General features: G+C 60.8%; 15 protein-coding genes. 10 read left to right on the forward strand and 5 right to left on the reverse strand.

The features are described from left to right. The first annotated feature begins 21 nt into the window (after positions 1-21). The 4 genes from aroA to PH605_RS02460 all read left to right on the forward strand — a co-directional run bounded on the left by aroA (position 22) and on the right by PH605_RS02460 (position 6259). Entirely contained in the window at positions 22-1299 is a 1278-nt protein-coding gene (aroA, locus tag PH605_RS02445; protein WP_142844008.1) for a 3-phosphoshikimate 1-carboxyvinyltransferase, read from the forward strand. 21 nt (positions 1300-1320) lie between these two features. Next, positions 1321-3258 (forward strand): DUF2207 domain-containing protein, encoded by a 1938-nt coding sequence (locus tag PH605_RS02450; protein ID WP_142844007.1) that lies wholly within the window; start codon positions 1321-1323, stop codon positions 3256-3258. A 125-nt stretch (positions 3259-3383) separates the two neighbouring features. Further along, the gene (gene glyS / locus PH605_RS02455) at positions 3384-5537 is read left to right on the forward strand and encodes a glycine--tRNA ligase subunit beta (RefSeq protein WP_142844006.1); all 2154 of its coding nucleotides are present in this window, start codon (positions 3384-3386) and stop codon (positions 5535-5537) included. Between the two features lie 230 nt (positions 5538-5767). Continuing rightward, positions 5768-6259: a DUF523 domain-containing protein gene (locus PH605_RS02460; RefSeq protein WP_142844005.1), complete on the forward strand. Its 492-nt coding sequence runs from the start codon at positions 5768-5770 to the stop codon at positions 6257-6259. Positions 6260-6375: 116 nt separating this feature from the next. Here PH605_RS02460 and PH605_RS02465 read toward each other — a convergent pair whose 3' ends face one another. The 3 genes from PH605_RS02465 to purD form a co-directional block, all read right to left on the reverse strand. Then, a complete protein-coding gene (locus PH605_RS02465) occupies positions 6376-8199 on the reverse strand; it encodes a methyl-accepting chemotaxis protein (RefSeq protein WP_142844004.1) in 1824 nt (607 codons plus the stop codon). 326 nt (positions 8200-8525) lie between these two features. Next, the gene (locus PH605_RS02470) at positions 8526-9035 is read right to left on the reverse strand and encodes a plant virulence effector HPE1-like domain-containing protein (RefSeq protein WP_142844003.1); all 510 of its coding nucleotides are present in this window, start codon (positions 9033-9035) and stop codon (positions 8526-8528) included. Positions 9036-9192: 157 nt separating this feature from the next. Beyond that, entirely contained in the window at positions 9193-10464 is a 1272-nt protein-coding gene (gene purD, locus PH605_RS02475) for a phosphoribosylamine--glycine ligase (protein WP_065654399.1), read from the reverse strand. 213 nt (positions 10465-10677) lie between these two features. On the opposite strand from purD, the gene PH605_RS02480 reads away from it, so the two are divergent. The 4 genes from PH605_RS02480 to ubiA all read left to right on the forward strand — a co-directional run bounded on the left by PH605_RS02480 (position 10678) and on the right by ubiA (position 16385). Then, positions 10678-12996 carry a Tex family protein gene (locus PH605_RS02480; RefSeq protein WP_142844002.1) on the forward strand — a complete coding sequence of 773 codons (2319 nt, stop codon included), beginning with the start codon at positions 10678-10680 and terminating at the stop codon, positions 12994-12996. Between the two features lie 168 nt (positions 12997-13164). Next, positions 13165-14421 carry an SAM-dependent methyltransferase gene (locus PH605_RS02485; RefSeq protein ID WP_065654397.1) on the forward strand — a complete coding sequence of 419 codons (1257 nt, stop codon included), beginning with the start codon at positions 13165-13167 and terminating at the stop codon, positions 14419-14421. A gap of 88 nt (positions 14422-14509) precedes the next feature. Further along, complete coding sequence (locus tag PH605_RS02490) at positions 14510-15310, forward strand: MipA/OmpV family protein (protein WP_065654840.1); 801 nt, start codon at positions 14510-14512, stop codon at positions 15308-15310. A gap of 121 nt (positions 15311-15431) precedes the next feature. After that, on the forward strand, positions 15432-16385 hold the full coding sequence (gene ubiA, locus PH605_RS02495; RefSeq protein ID WP_142844001.1) for a 4-hydroxybenzoate octaprenyltransferase: 954 nt from the start codon (positions 15432-15434) through the stop codon (positions 16383-16385). Between the two features lie 78 nt (positions 16386-16463). On the opposite strand, the gene PH605_RS02500 is transcribed toward ubiA, so the two are convergent. Beyond that, a complete protein-coding gene (locus PH605_RS02500) occupies positions 16464-17030 on the reverse strand; it encodes a DUF6101 family protein (protein ID WP_004432786.1) in 567 nt (188 codons plus the stop codon). Positions 17031-17396: 366 nt separating this feature from the next. On the opposite strand from PH605_RS02500, the gene PH605_RS02505 reads away from it, so the two are divergent. Then, complete coding sequence (locus tag PH605_RS02505) at positions 17397-19835, forward strand: DUF1217 domain-containing protein (RefSeq protein WP_065654395.1); 2439 nt, start codon at positions 17397-17399, stop codon at positions 19833-19835. Positions 19836-19943: 108 nt separating this feature from the next. Here the strand turns inward: PH605_RS02505 and PH605_RS02510 are convergent, their stop codons facing one another. Continuing rightward, positions 19944-20894 (reverse strand): LysR substrate-binding domain-containing protein, encoded by a 951-nt coding sequence (locus PH605_RS02510; protein ID WP_004432791.1) that lies wholly within the window; start codon positions 20892-20894, stop codon positions 19944-19946. 203 nt (positions 20895-21097) lie between these two features. Here PH605_RS02510 and PH605_RS02515 point away from each other — a divergent pair, with 203 nt between their 5' ends. Beyond that, positions 21098-21391, forward strand: coding sequence for a DUF1127 domain-containing protein (locus PH605_RS02515; protein ID WP_125144775.1), 294 nt, complete (start codon positions 21098-21100; stop codon positions 21389-21391). The last annotated feature ends 22 nt before the right edge of the window (positions 21392-21413 follow it).

Below are 21413 nucleotides of genomic sequence, written 5' to 3' on the forward strand. Positions count from 1 at the left end.
TTCTTTGACAAGACGACAATCATGATCGAACTGACCATCACCCCGCCCGACCATCCGCTTTCCGGCAAGGTCGAGCCGCCCGGCTCCAAGTCCATCACCAACCGCGCGCTTCTCCTGGCTGGTCTTGCCAAGGGCAAAAGCCGGTTGACCGGCGCACTGAAAAGCGACGACACGCTTTATATGGCCGAAGCCCTGCGCGAGATGGGCGTCAAGGTCACCGAGCCAGATGCCACCACCTTCGTCGTGGAGGGTACTGGCGTGTTGCAGCAGCCGGAAAAGCCGCTTTTCCTCGGCAATGCCGGCACCGCCACACGGTTCCTCACCGCAGCTGCCGCACTTGTCGATGGTGCCGTCATCATCGATGGCGACGAGCACATGCGCAAACGCCCGATCATGCCGCTGGTAGAGGCCCTGCGCTCCCTCGGTGTCGAGGCGGAAGCGCCGACCGGCTGCCCGCCCGTCACCGTCTGCGGCAAGGGCACGGGTTTCCCGAAGGGCAGCGTCACCATCGACGCCAACCTCTCCAGCCAATACGTGTCGGCGCTTCTGATGGCGGCCGCCTGCGGCGACAAGCCTGTCGATATCGTCCTCAAGGGTGAGGAAATCGGCGCCAAGGGCTATATCGATCTCACCACATCGGCCATGGAGGCTTTCGGTGCGAAGATTGAGCGGGTCAGCAACGCCATCTGGCGCGTGCATCCGACGGGCTATACGGCCACCGATTTCCACATCGAGCCGGATGCCTCCGCCGCCACCTATCTCTGGGGCGCGGAACTGCTGACCGGCGGCGCGATCGATATCGGCACGCCGGCCGATAAATTCACCCAGCCGGACGCCAAGGCCTATGATGTCATGGCCAAGTTTCCGCACCTGCCCGCCGAAATCGACGGCTCGCAGATGCAGGACGCCATTCCGACCATCGCGGTTCTGGCCGCCTTCAACGAGACGCCGGTGCGTTTCGTCGGCATCGCCAATCTGCGCGTCAAGGAATGCGACCGTATCCGCGCCGTCTCGCTCGGCCTCAACGAAATACGTAACGGTCTGGCACATGAAGAGGGCGACGACCTGATCGTGCATGCCGATCCGGCCCTTGCAGGCCAGACGGTCAAGGCCTCCATAGATACTTTTGCCGACCACCGCATCGCCATGAGCTTTGCGCTGGCGGCGCTGAAAGTCGGCGGCATTGCCATCCAGAATCCGGCCTGCGTCGGCAAGACCTATCCCGGTTACTGGAAGGCGCTTGCTTCGCTCGGCGTCAACTATACCGAAAAGGAAAGCGCTGCCGAGCCGCAGCACTGAGCCATTGAGGAGGGACCGCCCGTGAAGACCATCGCCGCAAGACTTCTCGCGCTGTTCGTCTTCCTGGGCGCGGCCTTCCCGGCCTTCGCGGAGGAATTCATCCGCTCCTACCATTCCGTCATCGAGCTGGCGGCGGATGGCAAGCTGACGGTGACGGAAACCATCACCGCCCGCGCGGAAGGGCAGAACATCAAGCGCGGCATCTTCCGCGATTTTCCGCTTTATGCGCTAGATGCGAATAACCGCCGCACCAAGGTGGATTTCAACGTCGTTTCGGTGGAACGCGATGGCGCGCCGGAAAACTGGCGCACCGAGAATATCGATGGCGGCATCCGCATCTATACCGGCAGCGCCGAGCGTTTTCTGCCGACCGGCGAGCACATCTTCCAGATCACCTATACCACCGCCCGGCAGATCCGTTATTTCAGCGATTATGATGAGCTGACCTGGAATGTCACCGGCAATGGCTGGCAATTCCCCATGGGTGAGATTTCCGCCACCATCACGTTGCCGCAGGGCGTCAGGGCGACAGATACGGCCGTCTTTACCGGTCCGCTTGGCGCGAAGGGCAAGGATGCGCGGATCTTGAGCGAAGGTAACGAGGTGTTCTTCGCCTCCACCCGCCCGTTTACGGTTGGCGAGGGCATGACGGTCGCCGTCAAGCTGCCCAAGGGCGCGATTGCCGCACCAGACACCTCACAGGAGGCGGGCTGGTGGCTGCGGGATAATATCGCCATCCTGCTTTCGGGCGGCGGGCTTTTCGCCGTGCTGCTTTATTACCTGCGCGCCTGGTTCGCCGTCGGCCGCGATCCGGCGAAGGGTGTGGTCGTGCCGCGCTGGGATGCGCCGGAGGGACTTTCGCCGGCTCTGGTCAATTACGTCGATAATCGCGGGTTTTCAGGTGCCGGCTGGACGGCGCTCTCTGCCTCGGCCCTTGATCTTGCGGTGAAGGGTTATGTCGTTCTGGAAGACCTGAAGAACGCAATCGTCATTCGCCGTACGGAAAAGGCAACCGCCGCCGATCTGCCGACCGGCCAGAAGACGCTGCTTGCCTCCATCGGCAGTCCGGGCGAGACTTTGACGATCGACAAGGCCCATGGTGCGGAAGTTGAAAAGGTCGGAAAGCAGTTCCGCGCGGCGATAGAGAAAGAACATCGCGGCAAATATTACCGCAGCAATGCCGGTTACACCGTGTTCGGTATCTTCCTCAGCATCGCCCTCATCGTCGCGACGTTGATCTTCGGCGATCTGGATGAAAGCGCCATTGCCGCCGTGCTGGTCTTCGGCTTTTTCTCCTTCTTCTTCAGCATCCTGTCGATCGGCATCGGCCGCCAGTTTTCGCGCGGCGCACCGCTACGCAAGCGGATAGGCGGCATTGTCATGCTGGCTTTTGCCGGTTTCGTGGCCTTTTCCGCCATTGGCGGCATCGCCACACAAATCCTGCTGGATGTGACGCATGACACCAAGTCGCTGGCACTGGCCGCCATCGGCGGCATCGTGCTCACCAACGCGCTGTTCCTGTTCCTGATGGGCGCGCCGACGCCGCTCGGCCGCAAGCTGATGGATGGCATTGAGGGCCTCCGAACCTATCTGACGCTGGCGGAAAAAGACCGGATGAACATGGCCGGCGCGCCCGCCATGTCGCCGCAGCATTTCGAGACGTTGCTGCCCTATGCCGTGGCGCTCGGCGTTGAAAAACCGTGGAGCCGCACCTTCGAGGCATGGCTTGCAACGGCCGCTGCCGGTGCCGCTGCTGCAAGTTATGCGCCCGGCTGGTATGCGGGCAGCAATTACGGAACCTTTGGCGACAGGATCGGCGGCTTTTCCACCTCCATGGCCAATACCATCGCCTCCACCATTCCCCAGCCTGTCAGCTCGTCCGGCTCCAGCTTTTCGGGCGGTGGCGGCGGCGGTTTTTCCGGCTCCGGCGGCGGCGGTGGTGGTGGCGGCGGCTGGTAACGCCTGCGGGCGGTAATTTAACCGAATGCCTTGGTGACTTTTGCCGCGTTGCTTGCTAAGCCGACCTGTCGTTTTTCACGGCATACATCGTCCGACAAAAGATACAAAGATAAAGTCCTGATCCCATGCCCGATCTTCTGCTTGAACTTCGCTCCGAAGAAATCCCTGCCCGCATGCAGCGCAAGGCGGCGGGCGATCTGAAGAAACTCGTCACCGATGCCTTGGTGGAGAGAGGGCTGACCTATGAGGGTGCGCGCGAATATTGGACGCCGCGCCGCCTGACGCTGGATATTCGCGGCCTCAACGCCCGCTCCGCCGATGTGCGCGAGGAAAAGAAGGGCCCGCGCACCGACGCCAATGAAAAGGCCATCGAGGGCTTTCTGCGCGGCGCCGGCCTCAACGACATTTCGGAAGCGCAGGTCGTTTCCGATCCGAAGAAGGGCGATTTCTACATCGCCATCATCAACAAGCCCGGCCGCCCGGCGGAAGAGATCATCGCCGAGGTGATGCCTGGCATCATCCGCTCCTTCCCCTGGCCGAAATCCATGCGCTCCGGCCCCGCCTCCATGCCGAAGGGTTCGAGCTATGCCGGTATCGAAGGCAAGGGTTCGGAAAGCCTGCGCTGGGTGCGCCCGCTGCAATCCATCGTCTGCCTGTTCGGCCCCGAACATGACGAAACGCAGGTCATTCCTTTCGCCATCGACGGCATCGTCGCCGGAAACGTCACCTATGGCCATCGTTTCCATGCACCCGGCCCGATCACCGTGCGCCGTTTCGAGGATTATGTCTCGAGCCTCGAAAAGGCGAAGGTCGTTCTCGATGCCGAACGCCGCAAGGATATCATCCTGCACGACGCCAAGGATCTCGCTTTCGCCAACGGTCTTGAACTGGTGGAAGATGAAGGCCTGCTGGAAGAAGTCTCTGGCCTCGTCGAATGGCCGCAGGTTCTGATGGGCACCTTCGAGGAAGATTACCTGCAGATCCCGGCGGAAATCATTCGCCTCACCATCAAGACCAACCAGAAGTGTTTCGTCACCCGCAATCAGGGTGCGGAAGAGGGTCTTTCCAACCGCTTCATCCTGATCTCGAACATCGAGGCAAGCGATGGCGGCAAGGAAATCATCCATGGCAACGGCAAGGTCGTGCGCGCCCGCCTGTCGGATGCCCGCCACTTCTGGAACCGCGACCAGGGCGATCTGCCCGATCTGGAAACGCTGAACGATTCGGCTGCGAAATTCGGCCTCGATCTCAAGAAGCCGCTCGACCAGCGCATGGCCAAGCTCGATGCGCTTGATGTCACCTTCCACGCCAAGCTCGGCACGCAGGGTGAGCGCGTGGCGCGTATTCGCGAACTGGCGAAGGCTCTGGCCCCCGTCGTCGGCGCCGATGCCGCTCTGGTGGACCGCGCCGTGGTGCTGGCGAAAGCCGACCTGCGCACCGAAGCCGTCGGCGAATTCCCCGAGCTTCAGGGCCTGATGGGCCGCAAATATGCGGCGCTGCAGGGCGAAAACGAAAGCGTCGCGGCGGCCATCGAAGATCACTACAAGCCGCAGGGCCCGTCAGATCGCCTGCCTGCCGACAAGGTGGCCATCACGGTTGCTTTGGCCGATAAGCTCGACACGCTCGTGGGCTTCTGGGCCATCGATGAAAAACCGACCGGCTCGAAGGACCCCTTCGCGCTGCGCCGTGCGGCGTTGGGCGTGGTGCGGATTTTGCTCGAGAAGAATGTGCGGTTGCCGCTGCTGAGCGTCGCAAAAGATCCGGATCTCCTTTCCTTCTTCCACGACCGCCTGAAAGTCTATCTCCGCGACCTCGGCGCGCGTTACGATCTGATCGACGCAGTCCTGACGCCGGAATCCGACGATCTGCTGATGATCGCTCGCCGTGTCGAGGCGCTCACCGCCTTCATCACCGGTGAGGATGGCCGCAACCTTCTGGCAGGCGCCAAGCGCGCCACCCAGCTTCTGGCCGCCGAGGAGAAGAAGGGCACCGTGGTGGCGGACAGCGTTTCGGAAGAGTTGCTGAAGCTCGATGCCGAAAAGGCGCTTTATGCGGCGATCAGGACGGCTTCTGCCGATGCTGCGAAGGCTGTTGCGGGCGAGGATTTCCGCTCCGCCATGCAGGCGCTCTCCACACTTCGCGCGCCCGTCGATAAATTCTTTGAGGATGTGCTCGTTAATGACGAGGATGCGGCCATCCGTGCCAACCGTCTGGCGTTGCTGAAGGCTATTCGCGAAGCGACCGGAACGGTTGCGGATTTCTCGAAGATAACGGGGTGATGGGGTTTTGGGGTAGCCGTACATGTCAGTGTGCGCGGTTCACCCCCCTCTGTCCTGCCGGACATCTCCCCCTCAAGGGGGGAGATCGACCCGTGGCAACCTCTCAGCCACATTGAACGTCTAGGGAAGAGCGGTGAGCATGCCCCTTGCCGATCTCCCCCCTTGAGGGGGAGATGCCCGGCAGGGCAGAGGGGGGTAAGCTGCGCCCGCGACCTTGCAGGATGACCCCATTGACCCACACCCCCAAAATCCTCATCAGCGCCTGCCTCCTCGGCCAACCGGTCCGCTATGACGGCAGAGGCAAACCCTTCGCCCACCCGGCGATAGACCGCTGGCGAAGCGAGGGCAGGCTGGTCACGATCTGTCCGGAGATGGCGGGCGGCATGCCTGTGCCGCGCCCGCCGGCGGAAATCGAAAATGGTGCCTCCGGTGTCGATGTGCTGGAGGGCCGCGCCCGTGTGCTGGAGGTCAGCGGTGGCGATGTCACGGTGCAATTTATCGCAGGTGCTGAAAGGGCGCTGGCCTTCGCCAGGGCCAATGGCTGCACATATGCGCTTCTGATTGACGGCAGCCCGTCCTGTGGGTCGGTTGCGATCTATGACGGTTCGTTTTCTGGCGTCAAACACGCGGGCAATGGGGTTACGGCGGCGCTGCTCGAAAAAGCCGGTATTGCCGTATTTTCACCTGCCGATATCGACCGGCTGGATGCGCTGACCCGTTAGAGTGTTTTGGCGCATTTCCGGACGGAAAACCGGGTTCAACTTTTCCTGGAAATGCTTGAAAAGAAAACGCCGGAGTTTCGCCCGGCGCCGTTGTTCATCGATGGTCCTGGGGCGTATCACCCCGCCATGCGCATCTGCTCTGCCATGCCATGAAGCTGGTGGCCGGAGGAGACGCGGAAGCCGCGGATGAGGTTCAGCAGTTCCTCGGTGTCGACGGCCAGCGCCTCGGCCGAAGCCGTGGTTTCTTCCGCCATCGCCGCATTGTGCTGGGTGGCGACATCCAGCTGGTTGAGCGACGAGGAGATCGAGCGCAGCGTCGTATCCTGTTCGGCGGCCGAATGGGCGATTTTGCTGACGATCTCGTTTGCCGATTTGATCTGATCCGAGATGCGTTTCAGCGCATCACCGGCCTCGCCGACGAGGCGCACGCCGTTTTCCACCTGGGCGGAAGAGCGGGCGATCTGGTCCTTGATCTCCTTGGCGGCGGCGGCGGATTTCTGCGCCAGTTCGCGCACTTCCTGCGCCACCACGGCAAAGCCCTTGCCGGCCTCACCGGCACGTGCCGCTTCCACACCGGCATTCAGCGCCAGAAGGTTGGTCTGGAAGGCGATGTCGTCGATTACGCCGATGATGTTGGAAATCTGGTCGGAAGACTGTTCGATACCGCTCATCGCGGTGATCGCCTCTTCCACCACCCGGTCGCTGCGGATGGCTTCGGAGCTGACGGTGGTGACGCGCTTGGCGGCGTCGGCCGCCCCTTCCGCCGTCTGGCGCACCGCAACCGTCAATTCATCGAGAGCGGCCGAGGTTTCTTCCAGATTGGCCGCCTGCCGTTCGGTGCGCTGCGAAAGCTCGTTGGAAGCCTTGCGGATTTCCTCCTTGGAGCCGCCGATGTCGATGCTCTTGGAATTCACCTTGGCCATGGCGGCGTCGAGATGGATCAGGGCCTCGTTAAAATTGGCGCGCAGCGCCGCGTAGCGATTACCGAGATCGCCGCAACGCACGGTCAGATCGCCGCCCGCCAGCTTTTCCAGCGCCTCGCCGATGGTGGTGACGACGCGCGCCTGCAATTCTGCCTCGTCGCGCTGCATGTCGAGATTGCTCTGGCGCTCCGCATTGAGCTGCCGCTGCTGTTCTTCCTCACGGCGCTGCATGGCATGGCGCTCGCGCACCTTGTCCTGAAGCGAGGCGGTGGCCTTCGCCATCATGCCCACCTCGTTGGTCAGGCCGGTATGGGGAATGGCGAGCGAGACGTTTTCATTGGCCACTTCACCAAGCGCACGGTGGATGTCGCCGAGCGGCTTTGAAATGCCACGGATGACGTAGAAGGCTGCGGCAAGCGCCAGCACGAAGATCAGCGCGCCGATCGACAGCGCCTTCATCACATCGCCGCGAACCTGCGCGTTCAGATCATCGATGTAAACGCCCGTCACGACCACCGCCTGCCAGGGCTCAAAGGCAAGGGCATAGGAGCTCTTGGCGTAGTCATTGCCTTCCATGCCGGGCTTCGGACCGTAAAAATCCGTCTGGCCGCCGCCATTGCGGCCAAGCCGCACCAGCTCGTCACGATAGGCGAAACCCTTGCTGTCCGGCTTGCCCTTGAAGCTTTCGCCGACGCGCTTGGCATCGGGATGGAACTTCATCGTCACGTCGTAATCGTAACCAAACAGATAGCCGTCCGGCGTGAAGCGCATGGCGCTGACGGTGGCGTAAGCCTGTTTCATGGCCTCGTCGCGCGAAAGCGTTCCGGCCTTTTCCTTGTCGTGGAAGGATTGCAGGATAGAGATTGCCGATTGCACCTGCGTCCGCAGCATGCCGTAGCGTTCCTCATAGATCGCGTCAGTGGCGGATTTCAGCTGGTAAAACGTCGCCACGGCGAAGGCGGCCATCAGGGCCACCACGAGAACGATCAACTGACGGGAAATGGAAAGGTTCTTCATGGGCGCTCACAAGCGTTTGGGATCGCGCGCCTGAAAACGCCGCGCGGTACCGATGTTTCGGAGAAGGGAGAGGCGCATGATGCGCGATAAAAGGGCCCAAAAGCGCGTGTCCGCGCCGTGGCCTCATTCTGTGCTGCATCGCACTATAGACGCACTTAGCGGCTAAAAATTTGAATAAATATTTAATTAGCGAAAGCTTTATCAGGCCCGACAGGTAGAATATGCGGGAGAAAAAGCAATATTCCCCGCATGGTTGCGGCGCCATTTCGGGAATGCAGCGATGACGCGATTATTTGACCTTCGTCATGAAAGACGTCATCGGCCGGTCAATTGCCGCGCAATTGGAAATCCGGGAACTGGGGGGCGGCGATCACCGAGGCGCTGGCCGGTTCGGCTGCGTTTTCGGTGGAAATTTCCTTGACGGCTGCCGTGGTCGTCGTCACGTCGATACCGGCCGATGTCGAAACCGTCTCAGCGGGATGTGCCACAGGTTCTGCGTCGTCATAGGTCGCGATGGCCGTGCTCGGGGTTTCCGCCATCCATGCCGGATTGGTGCTGACGAAGGTAACGGGCGCGCCGCCAAGCCAGGCTTCGGTGCGCAGCAGGGTGCGCTTGCCGTCGACTTCGCGCATTTCCGTGTGCTGCGTGCCCGGCTCAATGGAGGGAACGGCATAACCCTGCGCCACGGCTTTGCCCTTCATGGGCTTGCAGTCCGCGCAATCGCGACGAATGAAGCTGCCATTGGCCACATGCACGCCGTTTATATATTCGATGGAAGACGCCATCGCCGACCCGCCGGTCAGCGCGACAATCGCTGTCAGAAAAAGACGACGCATCGAAAAACCCCCGAAACGACGGCGCGGCCTCGTGATCGAGACACGGTGCGCCATTCAATGTTCCGGCGAGTATTACCGATGTTTCGTTTCCATCGGGTCAGCAAACTTGGTAAAAATTGAACGAAATATTCGCGCTCAATCCCGTTTGCCTTAAGGATCAGGCTTTTTCGCGGGCGACGGCCTGCCAGCCGATATCGCGGCGGCAGAAGCCGTTTTCCCACTCCACCTTGTCGGCCAGCGCATAGGCGCGGGACTGCGCTTCCGTGACGGTCTTTCCAAGGGCGGTAACGTTCAGCACGCGTCCGCCCGTCGCCACCAGCCCGCCGTCCTTCAGCGCGGTTCCGGCATGGAACACCTTCGCCTCTTCGCTGGCCTCGGGAATATGGGCGATCGGCGTGTTCTTGTTGTAAGCGCCGGGATAACCCTTCGAAGCGAGAACGACGGTCAGCGCCGCATCGTCGCGCCATTCCGCCTCAACCTTGTCCAGCGTGCCGGTGGCGGTGGCGTAGAGGATCGGCAGCAGATCGCTTTTCAGGCGCATCATCAGCACCTGGCATTCGGGATCGCCGAAACGCACATTGTATTCGATAAGTTCCGGGCCCTTGGCGGTAATCATCAACCCGGCGAAGAACACGCCGGAGAAGGGGTTGCCATCCTTGGCCATGCCCGAGATCGTCGGCTCGATGATCTCCTTCATGGTGCGCTCCACCATGGCCGGTGTCATCACAGGAGCGGGGGAATAGGCACCCATGCCGCCGGTATTCGGGCCGGTGTCCCCATCGCCGACGCGCTTGTGATCCTGCGCGGTGGCGAGCGCCAGCGCGGTCTTGCCGTCGGAAAGGCAGAAGAAGCTTGCTTCTTCGCCATCGAGAAAGGCCTCCACCACCACTTCGGCGCCGGCCGCGCCGAAAGCGCCGTCGAAACAGTCGTCAATCGCGGCAAGCGCTTCCGCTTCCGTCATGGCCACGGTCACGCCCTTGCCGGCGGCAAGCCCGTCCGCCTTGATGACGATGGGAGCGCCCTGTTGACGAACATAATCCTTGGCCGGTTCGGCGGTCTTGAAACGCTGGTAGGCGCCGGTCGGAATATCGTAGCGCGCGCAGAGATCCTTGGTGAAGCCCTTGGAGCCTTCCAGCTGGGCGGCGGCTTTCGAGGGGCCGAAGGTGGCGATGCCGGCGGCGCGCAGGTCATCCGCAAGACCCGCAACCAGCGGCGCTTCCGGACCGACGACGACGAAGTCGATTGCCTTTTCCTTGGCAAAGGCGATGACGGCCGCATGGTCTTCCACATCAAGCGCCACCAGTGTCGCATGGTCGGCAATGCCGGGATTGCCGGGAGCGGCATAAAGCTCATCGAGCAGGGGAGACTGGGCGATTTTCCACGCCAGCGCATGTTCGCGTCCGCCGGAACCGATCAACAGAACTTTCATGGTCAATATCCCTGCAAATTCGCCAGTAACCTTGTGTCAGGGGCGTTAAGGGCAGGGGGGCGAAAGGTCAAGGAGAAAGCGCCGCAAATACCCGTCTTTCCCTTGAAGGCCGCCTTTCCTGTGGAATCGTTGCCGCCTCTTGTTGTCACGCCACAATCAGACATTATGTTCGCCGCTCCAGACGTGAAAGCAGAGAACCCCCAAGAGTCCCCTATGACCGCAGACAATGCCCGCCTCGCCTCGCTCATCGCCACCGAAATCAACGCCCGCCCCGATCAGGTAAAGGCGGCGGTGGCGCTGCTGGACGAGGGTGCAACCGTTCCCTTCATCGCCCGTTACCGCAAGGAAGTGACGGGAGGGCTGGACGACACCCAGCTTCGCACGCTTTCGGAACGTCTTGTCTATCTGCGCGAACTTAATGCGCGCCGCGCCTCCATCGTCGATTCCATCACCGGTCAGGGCAAGATGACCGATGAACTGATGGTCAAGATCATGCAGGCGGGCACCAAGGCGGAGCTGGAAGACCTCTATCTGCCCTATAAGCCGAAGCGCCGCACCCGTGCCGAAATCGCCCGCGAACGCGGTCTCGGCCCGCTGGCGGAAGCCATCTGGGAGAACCGCGCCGCCGATCCGGCGAAACTGGCGGAAGCTTATGTTCAGGGTGAGGTGGCCGATGTGAAGGCGGCACTGGAGGGCGCGCGCGACATCGTGGCGGAAACCATGACGGAAAATGCCGATCTGCTCGGCCGCCTGCGCGATTACATGCGCCAGAACGCCACCTTCCGCGCCAAAGTCGTGGATGGCAAGCAGGCGGCGGGTGAGAAATTCTCCGACTATTTCGATCATTTCGAGCGCTGGGCGACGGTGCCGGGCCACCGGGCGCTGGCCATGCTGCGCGGCTGGAACGAGGAAGTGCTGACGCTGACAATCGATGTCGATGCGGACGATCCCTCACCGGTCAAACCCGCACAGCGTACCATCGCCGCCGCCTTCGATATCCGCAATGCCGGCCCCGCCGATCAATGGCTGATGGAAGTGGCTGGCTGGACCTGGCGGGTGAAGCTTTCCATGTCGCTCTCGCTCGATCTGATGCGCGAATTGCGCGAGCGCGCGGAAGAAGAGGCGATCCATGTTTTCGCCCGCAATCTCAAGGATCTGCTGCTGGCAGCCCCCGCCGGCTCCCGCGCCACCATGGGGCTCGATCCGGGCATCCGCACCGGCGTCAAGGTGGCTGTGGTGGATGGCACCGGCAAGCTTCTGGACACCACGACGGTTTATCCCTTCCCGCCGAAGAACGACGTGCGCGGCACGCAGGCGGAACTTGCTGTCCTCATCCGCAAGCACAATGTCGAACTGATCGCCATCGGCAATGGCACCGGCAGCCGCGAGACGGAAAAGCTGGTCGCCGATCTTCTGGCGCAGATGCCCGCTTCGGGCGCGAAGCCCACCAAGGTCATCGTCTCGGAGGCGGGCGCTTCGGTCTATTCCGCTTCGGAACGGGCGGCGGCCGAATTTCCCAATCTCGATGTTTCGCTGCGCGGCGCCGTCTCCATCGCCCGCCGCCTTCAGGATCCGCTGGCGGAACTGGTGAAGATCGAGCCGAAATCCATCGGGGTCGGCCAGTACCAGCACGATGTCGATCAGGGCCGTCTCAGCCGCTCGCTCGATGCTGTCGTGGAAGATGCGGTGAACGCTGTCGGCGTCGATCTCAATACGGCCTCTTCGCCGCTTCTGGCGCGGGTATCCGGTCTTGGCAGCTCGATTGCCGATGCCATCGTCGCCCATCGCGACCAGACCGGCCCCTTCGCCAGCCGTAAGGAACTGCTGAAGGTGCCGCGTCTCGGCCAGCGCACCTTCGAGCAATGCGCCGGCTTCCTGCGCATCCCGAACGGCAAGGAGCCGCTGGATGCTTCCTCGGTTCACCCGGAAGCCTATGGTGTGGCGAAAAAGATCGTCGCCGCCTGCGGCCGCGATCTGCGCTCGCTGATGGGCGACAGCGCCGCGTTGAAGGCGCTCGATCCGAAGAAGTTCATCGACGAGCAATTCGGCCTGCCGACGGTAAAAGACATCATCGCCGAACTGGAAAAGCCCGGCCGCGACCCGCGCCCGAGCTTCAAGACCGCGACCTTCGCCGAGGGTGTGGACGAGATCACCGATCTGAAACCGGGCATGCTTCTGGAAGGCACCGTCACCAATGTCGCCGCCTTCGGCGCTTTCGTGGATATCGGCGTGCATCAGGACGGGCTGGTGCATGTCTCGCAGCTGGCCGACCGTTTCGTGAAGGATCCGCATGAGGTCGTCAAGGCGGGCGATGTGGTCAAGGTGCGAGTCGTGGAAGTGGATGTGAAGCGCAAGCGCATCGGTCTCACCATGCGCAAGGATGGCGGCGAGGCAGCGCCGCAGCCGATGCGCGAGAAGGGCAATGCCAGCGCCATGCGGCACGCGACATCCAAGCCGAAAGAGCGCAACGAGGGGTCGCAAACCGGTGGTGCGCTTGCCGCCGCCCTGGCTGAAGCCATGAAGCGACGCTGACCTGCGGTTGAAATGATTTTTTACCCAAAAGCCTCGCCGCACACCCCGGCGGGGCTTTTTGCTTGATGAAATCGTTCAATTTTTTTGAAATAAGACTATCTTGAAACTTGTGCCGAAAGGAATACGGTCAGCGAAATTGATAAGTGAGACTTAGCAATTGGGGGTGCCATGGCGTCGTCTCTGCATGTTCTTCTCGAAAAGATAATCAAGACCGGTGATCTCACCGTCAACAGCCCGGGCGGCAGCCGCACATTCGGCAACGGCGCGGGAAAAAAGGTGGTTCTGAACTTCACCGACGAAGCCGCCATGCAGGAGATCGCCGCCGATCCGGCGCTGAAGCTCGCTGAAATGTACATGGAAGGTCGGGCGAAGGTCGCGGAAGGCGACATCTACGATTTCCTTGCACTGGTGAAGGGCAATACGCTGAGTGAGGCGCTGTCCTTCGGCATGATCTGGCGCGGCATGGCGCGCATCATCGCCGCCCGCATCAAGATGCATCTGCCGGTCAACCACAACAAGAGCAACGTCGCCCATCATTACGATCTGAGCGCCAAGCTGTTCGATCTCTTCCTCGATGAGGACTGGCAATATTCCTGCGCCTATTTCAATCCGCCAGGCATCAGCCTCTATGAAGCGCAGGTTGCCAAAAAACGGCACATAGCCGCCAAGCTGATGACCGAGCCGGGCCAGAGCGTGCTGGAAATCGGCTCCGGCTGGGGCGGCATGGCGATGTATATTGCCGAAAGCGCCGGTGCGGATGTAACCGGCATTACGCTCAGCGAAGAACAGCTGCGCGTTTCCCGCGACCGCGCCGCCAAACGGGGCCTTGCGGCAAATGTCCGTTTCGAATTGCAGGACTATCGCTACCTGCCGGCTTCGAAAAAATACGATCGCATCGTCTCCGTCGGCATGTTCGAACATGTCGGGCCGACCCATTATCGCGATTATTTCGACAAGGTGGCGGAGGTGCTGGACGATAAGGGCGTGATGGTGCTGCATTCCATCGGCCAGCCCTATCCGGCGCTGGCGACCAACCCCTTCATCGAAAAATATATTTTCCCCGGCGGGTATATTCCCTCGCTTGCCGAGGTGCTGCCGGCCATCGAAAAATCGCGGCTGCTGGTGAAGGATATCGAAATCCTGCCCATGCATTACGCCCATACGCTTCGCCACTGGCGGGAGCGTTTCGTGGCGCGCAGGGCAGAAGCGGTAGCGCTTTATGACGAACGCTTCTTCCGCATGTGGGAATTTTATCTGGCGGGGTCGGAAATGGCCTTTACCCATGAAAATTTCCACATTTTCCAGATCCAGATCGCCAAGGATCGCGATGCCGTGCCGCATAGTCGCGACTACATTGCGCAGAACGAAGCGAAGCTGCTGGAATTCGAGAAGACGCGCACGCCGCTGGAGAAGGTGACGTTCTGACGAGGGCCCAGTGACGGTTAATGGAATGGAAAGACAATCCCTCTAATTCTACGGACACCTGTCTGTATTGCGTTTCTGGGGTTCTTTCATGTTCAAGCCATCAGCGGCAGCCGCCGCCTGTGTCCTGTCGCTTTTTGCCTTGGGCAATGCCCATGCGGAAGGCTGGTTTTCCGGCGACTGGTATCTGAAGCTCGGCGGCGCGGGTTTTACCGCACCGAAATATCAGGGCGACAACAAGAATGAATTCGGCTTTTCGCCCATCATTTCGCTCGGCCGCCAGGGCCAGGGCGCGCGTTTCACCTCGCGTAACGACAGCGCCTCGATTTCGCTTCTGGACAATGGCCCGATCAGCATGGGTCTTGCCGGAAAGCTGGTATCCCCGCGTGACGAGGGCGACTCGTCCGATCTGAAGGGCATGACCCGCATCAAGCGCGGCGGCGAGCTTGGCGGTTTCGCTGAGGCCTATCCGACCGACTGGCTGCGCGTTCGCGGCGAAGTCCGTCAGGGCATTCGCAGCCATAGCGGCGTGGTCGGCGACGTTGCCGTCGATGCCTTCACCGATATCGCCCCCGGCATCCAGATTTCTGCCGGTCCGCGCGCGACATGGGTGAGCAGCAAATACAATGAGCGTTATTACGGCGTAAGCGCCGCGCAGACGGCTGCCGGCGCGCCATCGCCCTATAGCCCGGGCGGCGGCCTGCATTCCGCCGGCATCGGCGCTGCCATCACCTGGAAAGTCACCGAAAACGCCGAAGTCGGCTCGTTTGCGGAATATCGCCGCCTGACCGGTGACGCCGCCGACAGTTCGCTAGTGCGCGAGCGCGGCTCGAAGAACCAGTTCATCATCGGCGTTCAGGCGAGCTACAAGTTCAATTTCTCGCTGCCCTGATAAATAGCCGAGATATCGTCCTGCAAAGCCCCGTGGCGAAACCGCTGCGGGGCTTTTCCGCGTGTGCGGCCGGGTGCTGAAATCCATTCCGATTTTCCTGCCGATGCTGTAGAACCATCCCATGGTTCACCACAGCGATTTGTCAGATCGCGTCTCCGACGCGCCATCCAATAATTGGGTCTATCGGATTTTGCCGAGGCCCCTCTGGCCCTATGCGCAACTGGCCCGGTGGGATCGCCCCATCGGCTGGCAATTGCTGATGTGGCCATGTTTCTGGTCCGCAGCCCTTGCGGCAAATGTCGCGATGGCGAGCGGCGGCTTTTCCTGGGCGACGCTGATCTGGCATCTGTTGCTGTTCTTCATCGGATCGGTGGCGATGCGCGGCGCGGGCTGCACCTATAATGATCTGGCCGACCACAAGATCGACATGGCCGTGGCGCGCACCCGTTCGCGGCCGCTGCCTTCCGGCCGCGTGAGCCGGTCGCAGGCCAAGCTCTTCATCGTCCTGCAGGCGCTTGCGGGGCTTGTCGTGCTCCTGCAGTTCAACAGTTTCGCAATCGCCACCGGCATATTCTCGCTGATCTTCGTGGCGATCTATCCCTTCGCCAAGCGCTTCACCAACTGGCCGCAATTTTTCCTCGGCCTTGCCTTTTCCTGGGGTGCGCCGATGGGCTGGGCGGGACAGTTCGGATCGATCGCCTGGCCGGCTGTCCTGCTTTATGTCGGCTCCATCGCCTGGACGATCGGTTATGATACAATCTACGCCCATCAGGACAAGGAAGACGACACCGCCGTGGGCATCGGTTCAACCGCCCTGCTGTTTGGAGAGAACACACATCGCTGGCTGGTTTTCCTTTATGGCACAGCCCTTGTCATGATGTTCCTGTCGTTCTGGATCGCGGGGGTTAACGTCATTGCCTATAGCGGCCTTGCCGCCGCGGCCATCATGCTGTTCCGGCAGGTCTGGGTGCTTAATATCGACGATGTCGATCAGTGCCTCGTGCTGTTCAAATCCAACAACCGCGTCGGCGTGCTGATTTTCGCGGGCCTCATCCTGCCGCTCCTGCTGGCATAAGCCTGTGAAAACACGAAATGAAAAAGCCCGGCCGCGTCATCCGCGCCGGGCTTTTTTGATTTGTCTGGCTGAAGATTATCAGCTGCGGGCGATGATTTCCTTGCCCTCGATCTTCATGCTCATGCCCAGCGAACCGGTGGAGCGGCGAACGAGGAAGCGCGGACGGCGTTCCGCGAAATAGGAATGGCGGCGGCGCGGGCGGGTATTCTGGGTGCGCACCTTGCCGAGATGTTCTTCCAGCGGACGGGCGACGCCATCGGCTTCCACCATCAGCATGGGAATACGGTAGGCCTCGGACCAGCTGCGCCAGTCGGCGGCGATATCGCAGAGATCGTGGGCGACGAGAAGCGGAACGCAGAGATCCGGATCGTCATGGTGCAGCTCCAGCGTCACCGTTACCTGTCCGTCGCCATGGTCGATGGCGCGGGCGGCGACGCCCTTGAAGGCGCGGGCTGGCAAAGCGAAGGACAGAGGCAGGCCGGAAGAGGACAGAACCTTTCTCAGAACGGCGCCCCGTTCATCGAGGGTGACGGCGACATCGCTCGCGCCATTGCCTTTTCCATAAGTGACCTGTTGCGGAAAACGTGCCGGGTCGAGTCTGAGAGTGGCGACGGCCCAGTCGGGCTTCAGAACGGTCTTGGTCATGTTTATTCTACCCTTGTTTTACCTGAGAGCCGGTTTCCGGTCTTCTCATCGGGACTTTTCGTCCTCTGATGTCGGGAGAATATCCGCCGCCTGTTCGAGACTGCTTAAAAATCGCGGTTAAGAAAACTTTGCATTCCCAAATGGTTAGCAAAACACACTGTGGCATGGTTTCGCTTAGGTAAAAGAGATCGGGACAATGCGGTTTTTATCCCGGCCGAAATTGTGCTCTTTCAAGCTCCGGGCAAGGCGTCTCCCGCATAGTCAGGCAAAGGCTTGCCGTGCGTCCCGATGGAGGCGCGATGGGTGGATTGAAAACCGGAGCATTCGGCGTCTGAAGCGACGCGCGGGTCTCCAGGGGGCATTCGGATGGTATCGACTTATCTCAGCTACGACCTCATCAACCGCGATATGAAGGCAAGCCTGTCGCGCGTGTCGCAGCAGGGGCTCATCGAGCGGCAGACGACATATTACAAGGAAAACATCGGCAATGTGAAAAGCGTCGACGAGTTCCTCGACAATTACCAGCTCTATTCCTATGCCATGGATGCCTTTGGTCTCGGCGAGATGACCTATGCCAAGGCCTTCATGAAAAAGGTGCTGGAAAGCGATCTGAACGACCAGAACAGCTTCGCCAACAAGCTCACCGACGAGCGCTATCGGGAATTTGCCGCAGCCTTCAATTTCACCACATCGACGAAGACGGTTCAGACGGAAGCGCAGCTCGACAAGATGATCGGGCTTTACGATACGTCGATAACCGATCTCGATGACAGCCTTGCGGAAGAGACCCGTTATTACAAGGCTATCGTCGGCACGGTGACCAATGTCGACCAGCTGCTGCGCAACGACCGCACCCGCGCCTATATCTTTCAGGTCTTCGGCATCGATGAGAAGACCTATTCCTATGCCCATATCAAGGGATTGATGACGAGCGACATCAACGATCCCGACAGCTACATCAACCAGAAATACGGCGCGGCCTATAATGACGCGGTCGAAAAACTGACGATGAAGGGCAATATCGAGCTGCACGCGCAGGTCACCGCGCGGATTACCGCAATCGACACCGAACTCGCCGGCACCGGTTTGACGGCCGAGGAGCGCACGGCGCTGGAGGCGGAAAAGGTGACGCGCCAGGACCAGCTGACCCAGCTCGAGGCGGTGTTGCCGCCGCAGGATGAGTGGGAAGCGAAGCTCGCCGCCATCAAGGCCGAGCAGACGACGCTCACCAGCACCGTCACGCAATATAACAAGATGGCGCAGCTCGCCACCGCCTTCGAGTTCAAGAACGACGGCACGGTCACCGCCGGTCAGGCGCAGACGGCGGACAATCTCAAGGCCCTGACGGATGCCTATATCGGCAGCGCCCCGCGCGTGACGCCGACCGTCGCCACGCTGAACCGCGATTATTTCGAATCGAAGATCGGTTCGATCAAGACGGTAACCGAACTGACCTCGGATACCCGGCTTCTCAACTATATCAGGACCGCCTTCGACCTGAACGACCTCACAGTCGTCACGGCAACGATCCAGAATATCCTGACCAGCGATCTGAGCGATCCGAGCAACTACATCGCGACCGTCGGCAAGAACGACAAGCGTTATATCGCCTTGAGGAATGCCTTCAATTTCCAGACCGACGGAACGCTGGCAGCCGGCACGACACCACAGACGACGGCACAGACCGCGACCACCACCAGCGGTTATATGACCTATTATAACGACAAGGATGACGCCGCCGACGAGAAGGCGCTGAAGCTGTTCAAGAGCGATATAGCCAGCGTCACTTCCGTCAAGGATTTCATCGACAGCAGCGCGGTCTATACCTATGCGCTGAAAGCCGTCGGCCTCGATCCGGCCAAGGTGAATTCCGCCGATATTCGCAAGGTCCTCACCAGTGATCTGCAGGATAAAAAGAGCTTCGTCTACACGCTGAAAGACGAACGTTATGTCAAGCTGGCGGAGCTGTTCAACTTCGCCTCCGATGGCAGCGTCGGAACACCGGTTCTGGCGCAGTCGGAAATCGAGATGCAGACCATGTCGGCCGACTACATCAAGAAAAAATCGGCTTTCGGCACGGAAAAGGACAAGGAAACGGCGAAGAAGGAATCGGAATATTTCACGGCCGAGATGCAGAAGATCAAGACGCTCAAGGAATTCCTGAGCGATGATCGCCTGACGAAATTCGCGATGGAATCGCTCGGCATCGATCCCGAAAGCGTGACGAAGGAACAGCTCGAAAAGGCCTTCACCTCGAAGCTCGATGACAAGGACAGCTACGTCAACAAGGAGATGGATCCGGTCTTCCGCCGCCTCGTCACCGCCTTCAACTTCAATACCGACGGTACGCTTCTTCACGAGGACCGCAGCCTGATCCAGACGCGGCGCGGCCTTTACGAGACGCTGGACAACTACCTCACCCAGACGCTGGAAACGCAGGCGGGCGAAGAAAATGCCGGCGTGCGCCTGGCGCTCTATTTCCAGCGCATGGCGGCCGGAACGACGTCCTATTACTCGATCCTCGCCGACACGGCGCTCCAGAGCTTCATCAATACCACTTTCGGGATTCCGGACGAGCTCGCCAATGCCGAGGTCGATACGCAGGTGACGATGATGAAGAAATATTTCGACATCGAGGATTTTCAGGATCCGGAAAAGGTCAAGAAGCTGGTCGCCCGTTTCACCATCATGTACGACAATCAGCAGAACACCACCGATCCGATCATGACGCTCTTCAACGGCAGCGGTTCGGTGGGCATCAGCGCCGATACGCTGCTGGCGGTTGCCACGCTGCGGGCGCGGTAACAGAGAAAGCGCGGACGAGCGACGGGAGGAGCGGCTTTAGCCGGCTTGAGGCTGATGACGAAGCCTCACGCATAGGCGGCGTCATCCCCCGGGATTTGTACTATCCTCTTACCACCCCGGCAGCATGTGCCCGGCGCGCAGGCGCGGCATCTTGGGGTAGGTCTTCACATCGCTGTCCATTTCGTCGGCAACGCTCATCGGCGAGATATTGTCGAGGCAGGCAGTGATGTGGTCGGTGATGGCGTTCACCAGCGAAGGGGAGAGGCCGGGCCGTTTCATCAGGCCGATCTGCACCGGCGGCAGGGGCGGGAAGCCGTCCGCGGCGGTCAGAACCTTCATGCCGGTGCGCAGCGCCGATTCCGGCAGCACCGAGACGGCCATGCCCGCCAGCACGGCGGCGGCGACGACGGTGGAAGACCAGCTCGTGAACAGGACCTGATAGTCACGCCCATCGGCATCGAGCGCCGAACAGGCAAGCTGGCGCCAATGGCAATCGCGCCGCCCGACGGCGAGCGGCACGGGTGCATCGTCCTTCAGCGGATGGTTGGCGGAAGCGACCCAGCAGAGCGGCTCGGTGCGCACCACATCCGAGGAGCGCGCCCGCGGATTATGGGTGACGAGCGCGATATCAAGCTCGCCCCGCGCCATTTTTTCGGCAAGGCTGACCGAAGGTTCGCAGACGATATAAAGCTCGACATTGGGATGGGTCTTGGCGAAGCGCCCGATAATCTCCGGCATGTAGCGGTCGGCATAGTCATCGGGCGTGCCGATGCGCAGCATGCCTTCCAGCCGGTTGTCGTCGAAGGCGGCGATTGCCTCGTTATTGAGGCGGATGATGCGGCGTGCGTAATTCATCAGCTTCTCGCCCTCCGCTGTCAGGCGGTTGCCACGCCCGTCCTTGGCGAAAAGCTGCTTGCCGATGCGTTCTTCCAGCCGTCGCATCTGCATGGAAACGGCGGATTGCGTCTTGAAAACGCGGTCTGCGGCCTTGGTGAAGCTGCCCGTATCGACGATGGCGATGAAGGTATGCAGCTGGTCTATGTCGAGAGGTGCGGACATGGATGGTCATCCATCAGAATGATTGATGCCTCACATTAGAAACATTCGTTGGACTGATCAATAGTCTTGCGACATTTTGACACCCAGCAAATCAATATCAACCCCGGGCCGGCGAAACGTCAGGCCCCCAACCCGAGGCAGCTTCTCGCGCGTGGTGCGCCGGGGGCGGTGCCGCATCGTGCCGTTACGAAAGGATAAGTGTCATGCGCACGGCAGAACGGAGAATGGAACTGGAACTCGCAACCTCCAGGCAGAACGATATGCTTCGTCGTGTCGCCGGCCTCTTTGCTTTCCGCGTCAAAACGTTCTTGCAGCGCATCTACAATCGTATCGTGGCCAATGGTCTCACGGAACTCGATGACCGCCTTCTGGCCGATATCGGTCTGGCGCGCTCGGATGTGAGGGATGCGCTCAATACCGGCCTCCTCGAGGATCCGACCGCCCATTTGACCCGCGCCGCACGCAACCGCGCGGTGACCCGGTTCAAGACCGTTTAAAGCATTTCGAGGAAAGGCGGGC

Source organism: Agrobacterium sp. CFBP 3001, from assembly GCF_027871605.1.
GTDB classification, from domain to species: domain Bacteria; phylum Pseudomonadota; class Alphaproteobacteria; order Rhizobiales; family Rhizobiaceae; genus Agrobacterium; species Agrobacterium leguminum.

What these genes read in the sequence shown, in the direction of transcription:
- PH605_RS02500 (WP_004432786.1), bottom strand. Translation starts at nt 17,030, where the DNA reads ATGACCAAGACCGTTCTGAAGCCCGACTGGGCCGTCGCCACTCTCAGA.
- PH605_RS02515 (WP_125144775.1), top strand. Translation starts at nt 21,098, where the DNA reads ATGCGCACGGCAGAACGGAGAATGGAACTGGAACTCGCAACCTCCAGG.
- glyS (WP_142844006.1), top strand. Translation starts at nt 3,384, where the DNA reads ATGCCCGATCTTCTGCTTGAACTTCGCTCCGAAGAAATCCCTGCCCGC.
- PH605_RS02465 (WP_142844004.1), bottom strand. Translation starts at nt 8,199, where the DNA reads ATGAAGAACCTTTCCATTTCCCGTCAGTTGATCGTTCTCGTGGTGGCC.
- PH605_RS02490 (WP_065654840.1), top strand. Translation starts at nt 14,510, where the DNA reads ATGTTCAAGCCATCAGCGGCAGCCGCCGCCTGTGTCCTGTCGCTTTTT.
- aroA (WP_142844008.1), top strand. Translation starts at nt 22, where the DNA reads ATGATCGAACTGACCATCACCCCGCCCGACCATCCGCTTTCCGGCAAG.
- ubiA (WP_142844001.1), top strand. Translation starts at nt 15,432, where the DNA reads ATGGTTCACCACAGCGATTTGTCAGATCGCGTCTCCGACGCGCCATCC.
- PH605_RS02470 (WP_142844003.1), bottom strand. Translation starts at nt 9,035, where the DNA reads ATGCGTCGTCTTTTTCTGACAGCGATTGTCGCGCTGACCGGCGGGTCG.
- PH605_RS02510 (WP_004432791.1), bottom strand. Translation starts at nt 20,894, where the DNA reads ATGTCCGCACCTCTCGACATAGACCAGCTGCATACCTTCATCGCCATC.
- PH605_RS02505 (WP_065654395.1), top strand. Translation starts at nt 17,397, where the DNA reads ATGGTATCGACTTATCTCAGCTACGACCTCATCAACCGCGATATGAAG.
- PH605_RS02485 (WP_065654397.1), top strand. Translation starts at nt 13,165, where the DNA reads ATGGCGTCGTCTCTGCATGTTCTTCTCGAAAAGATAATCAAGACCGGT.
- PH605_RS02480 (WP_142844002.1), top strand. Translation starts at nt 10,678, where the DNA reads ATGACCGCAGACAATGCCCGCCTCGCCTCGCTCATCGCCACCGAAATC.
- purD (WP_065654399.1), bottom strand. Translation starts at nt 10,464, where the DNA reads ATGAAAGTTCTGTTGATCGGTTCCGGCGGACGCGAACATGCGCTGGCG.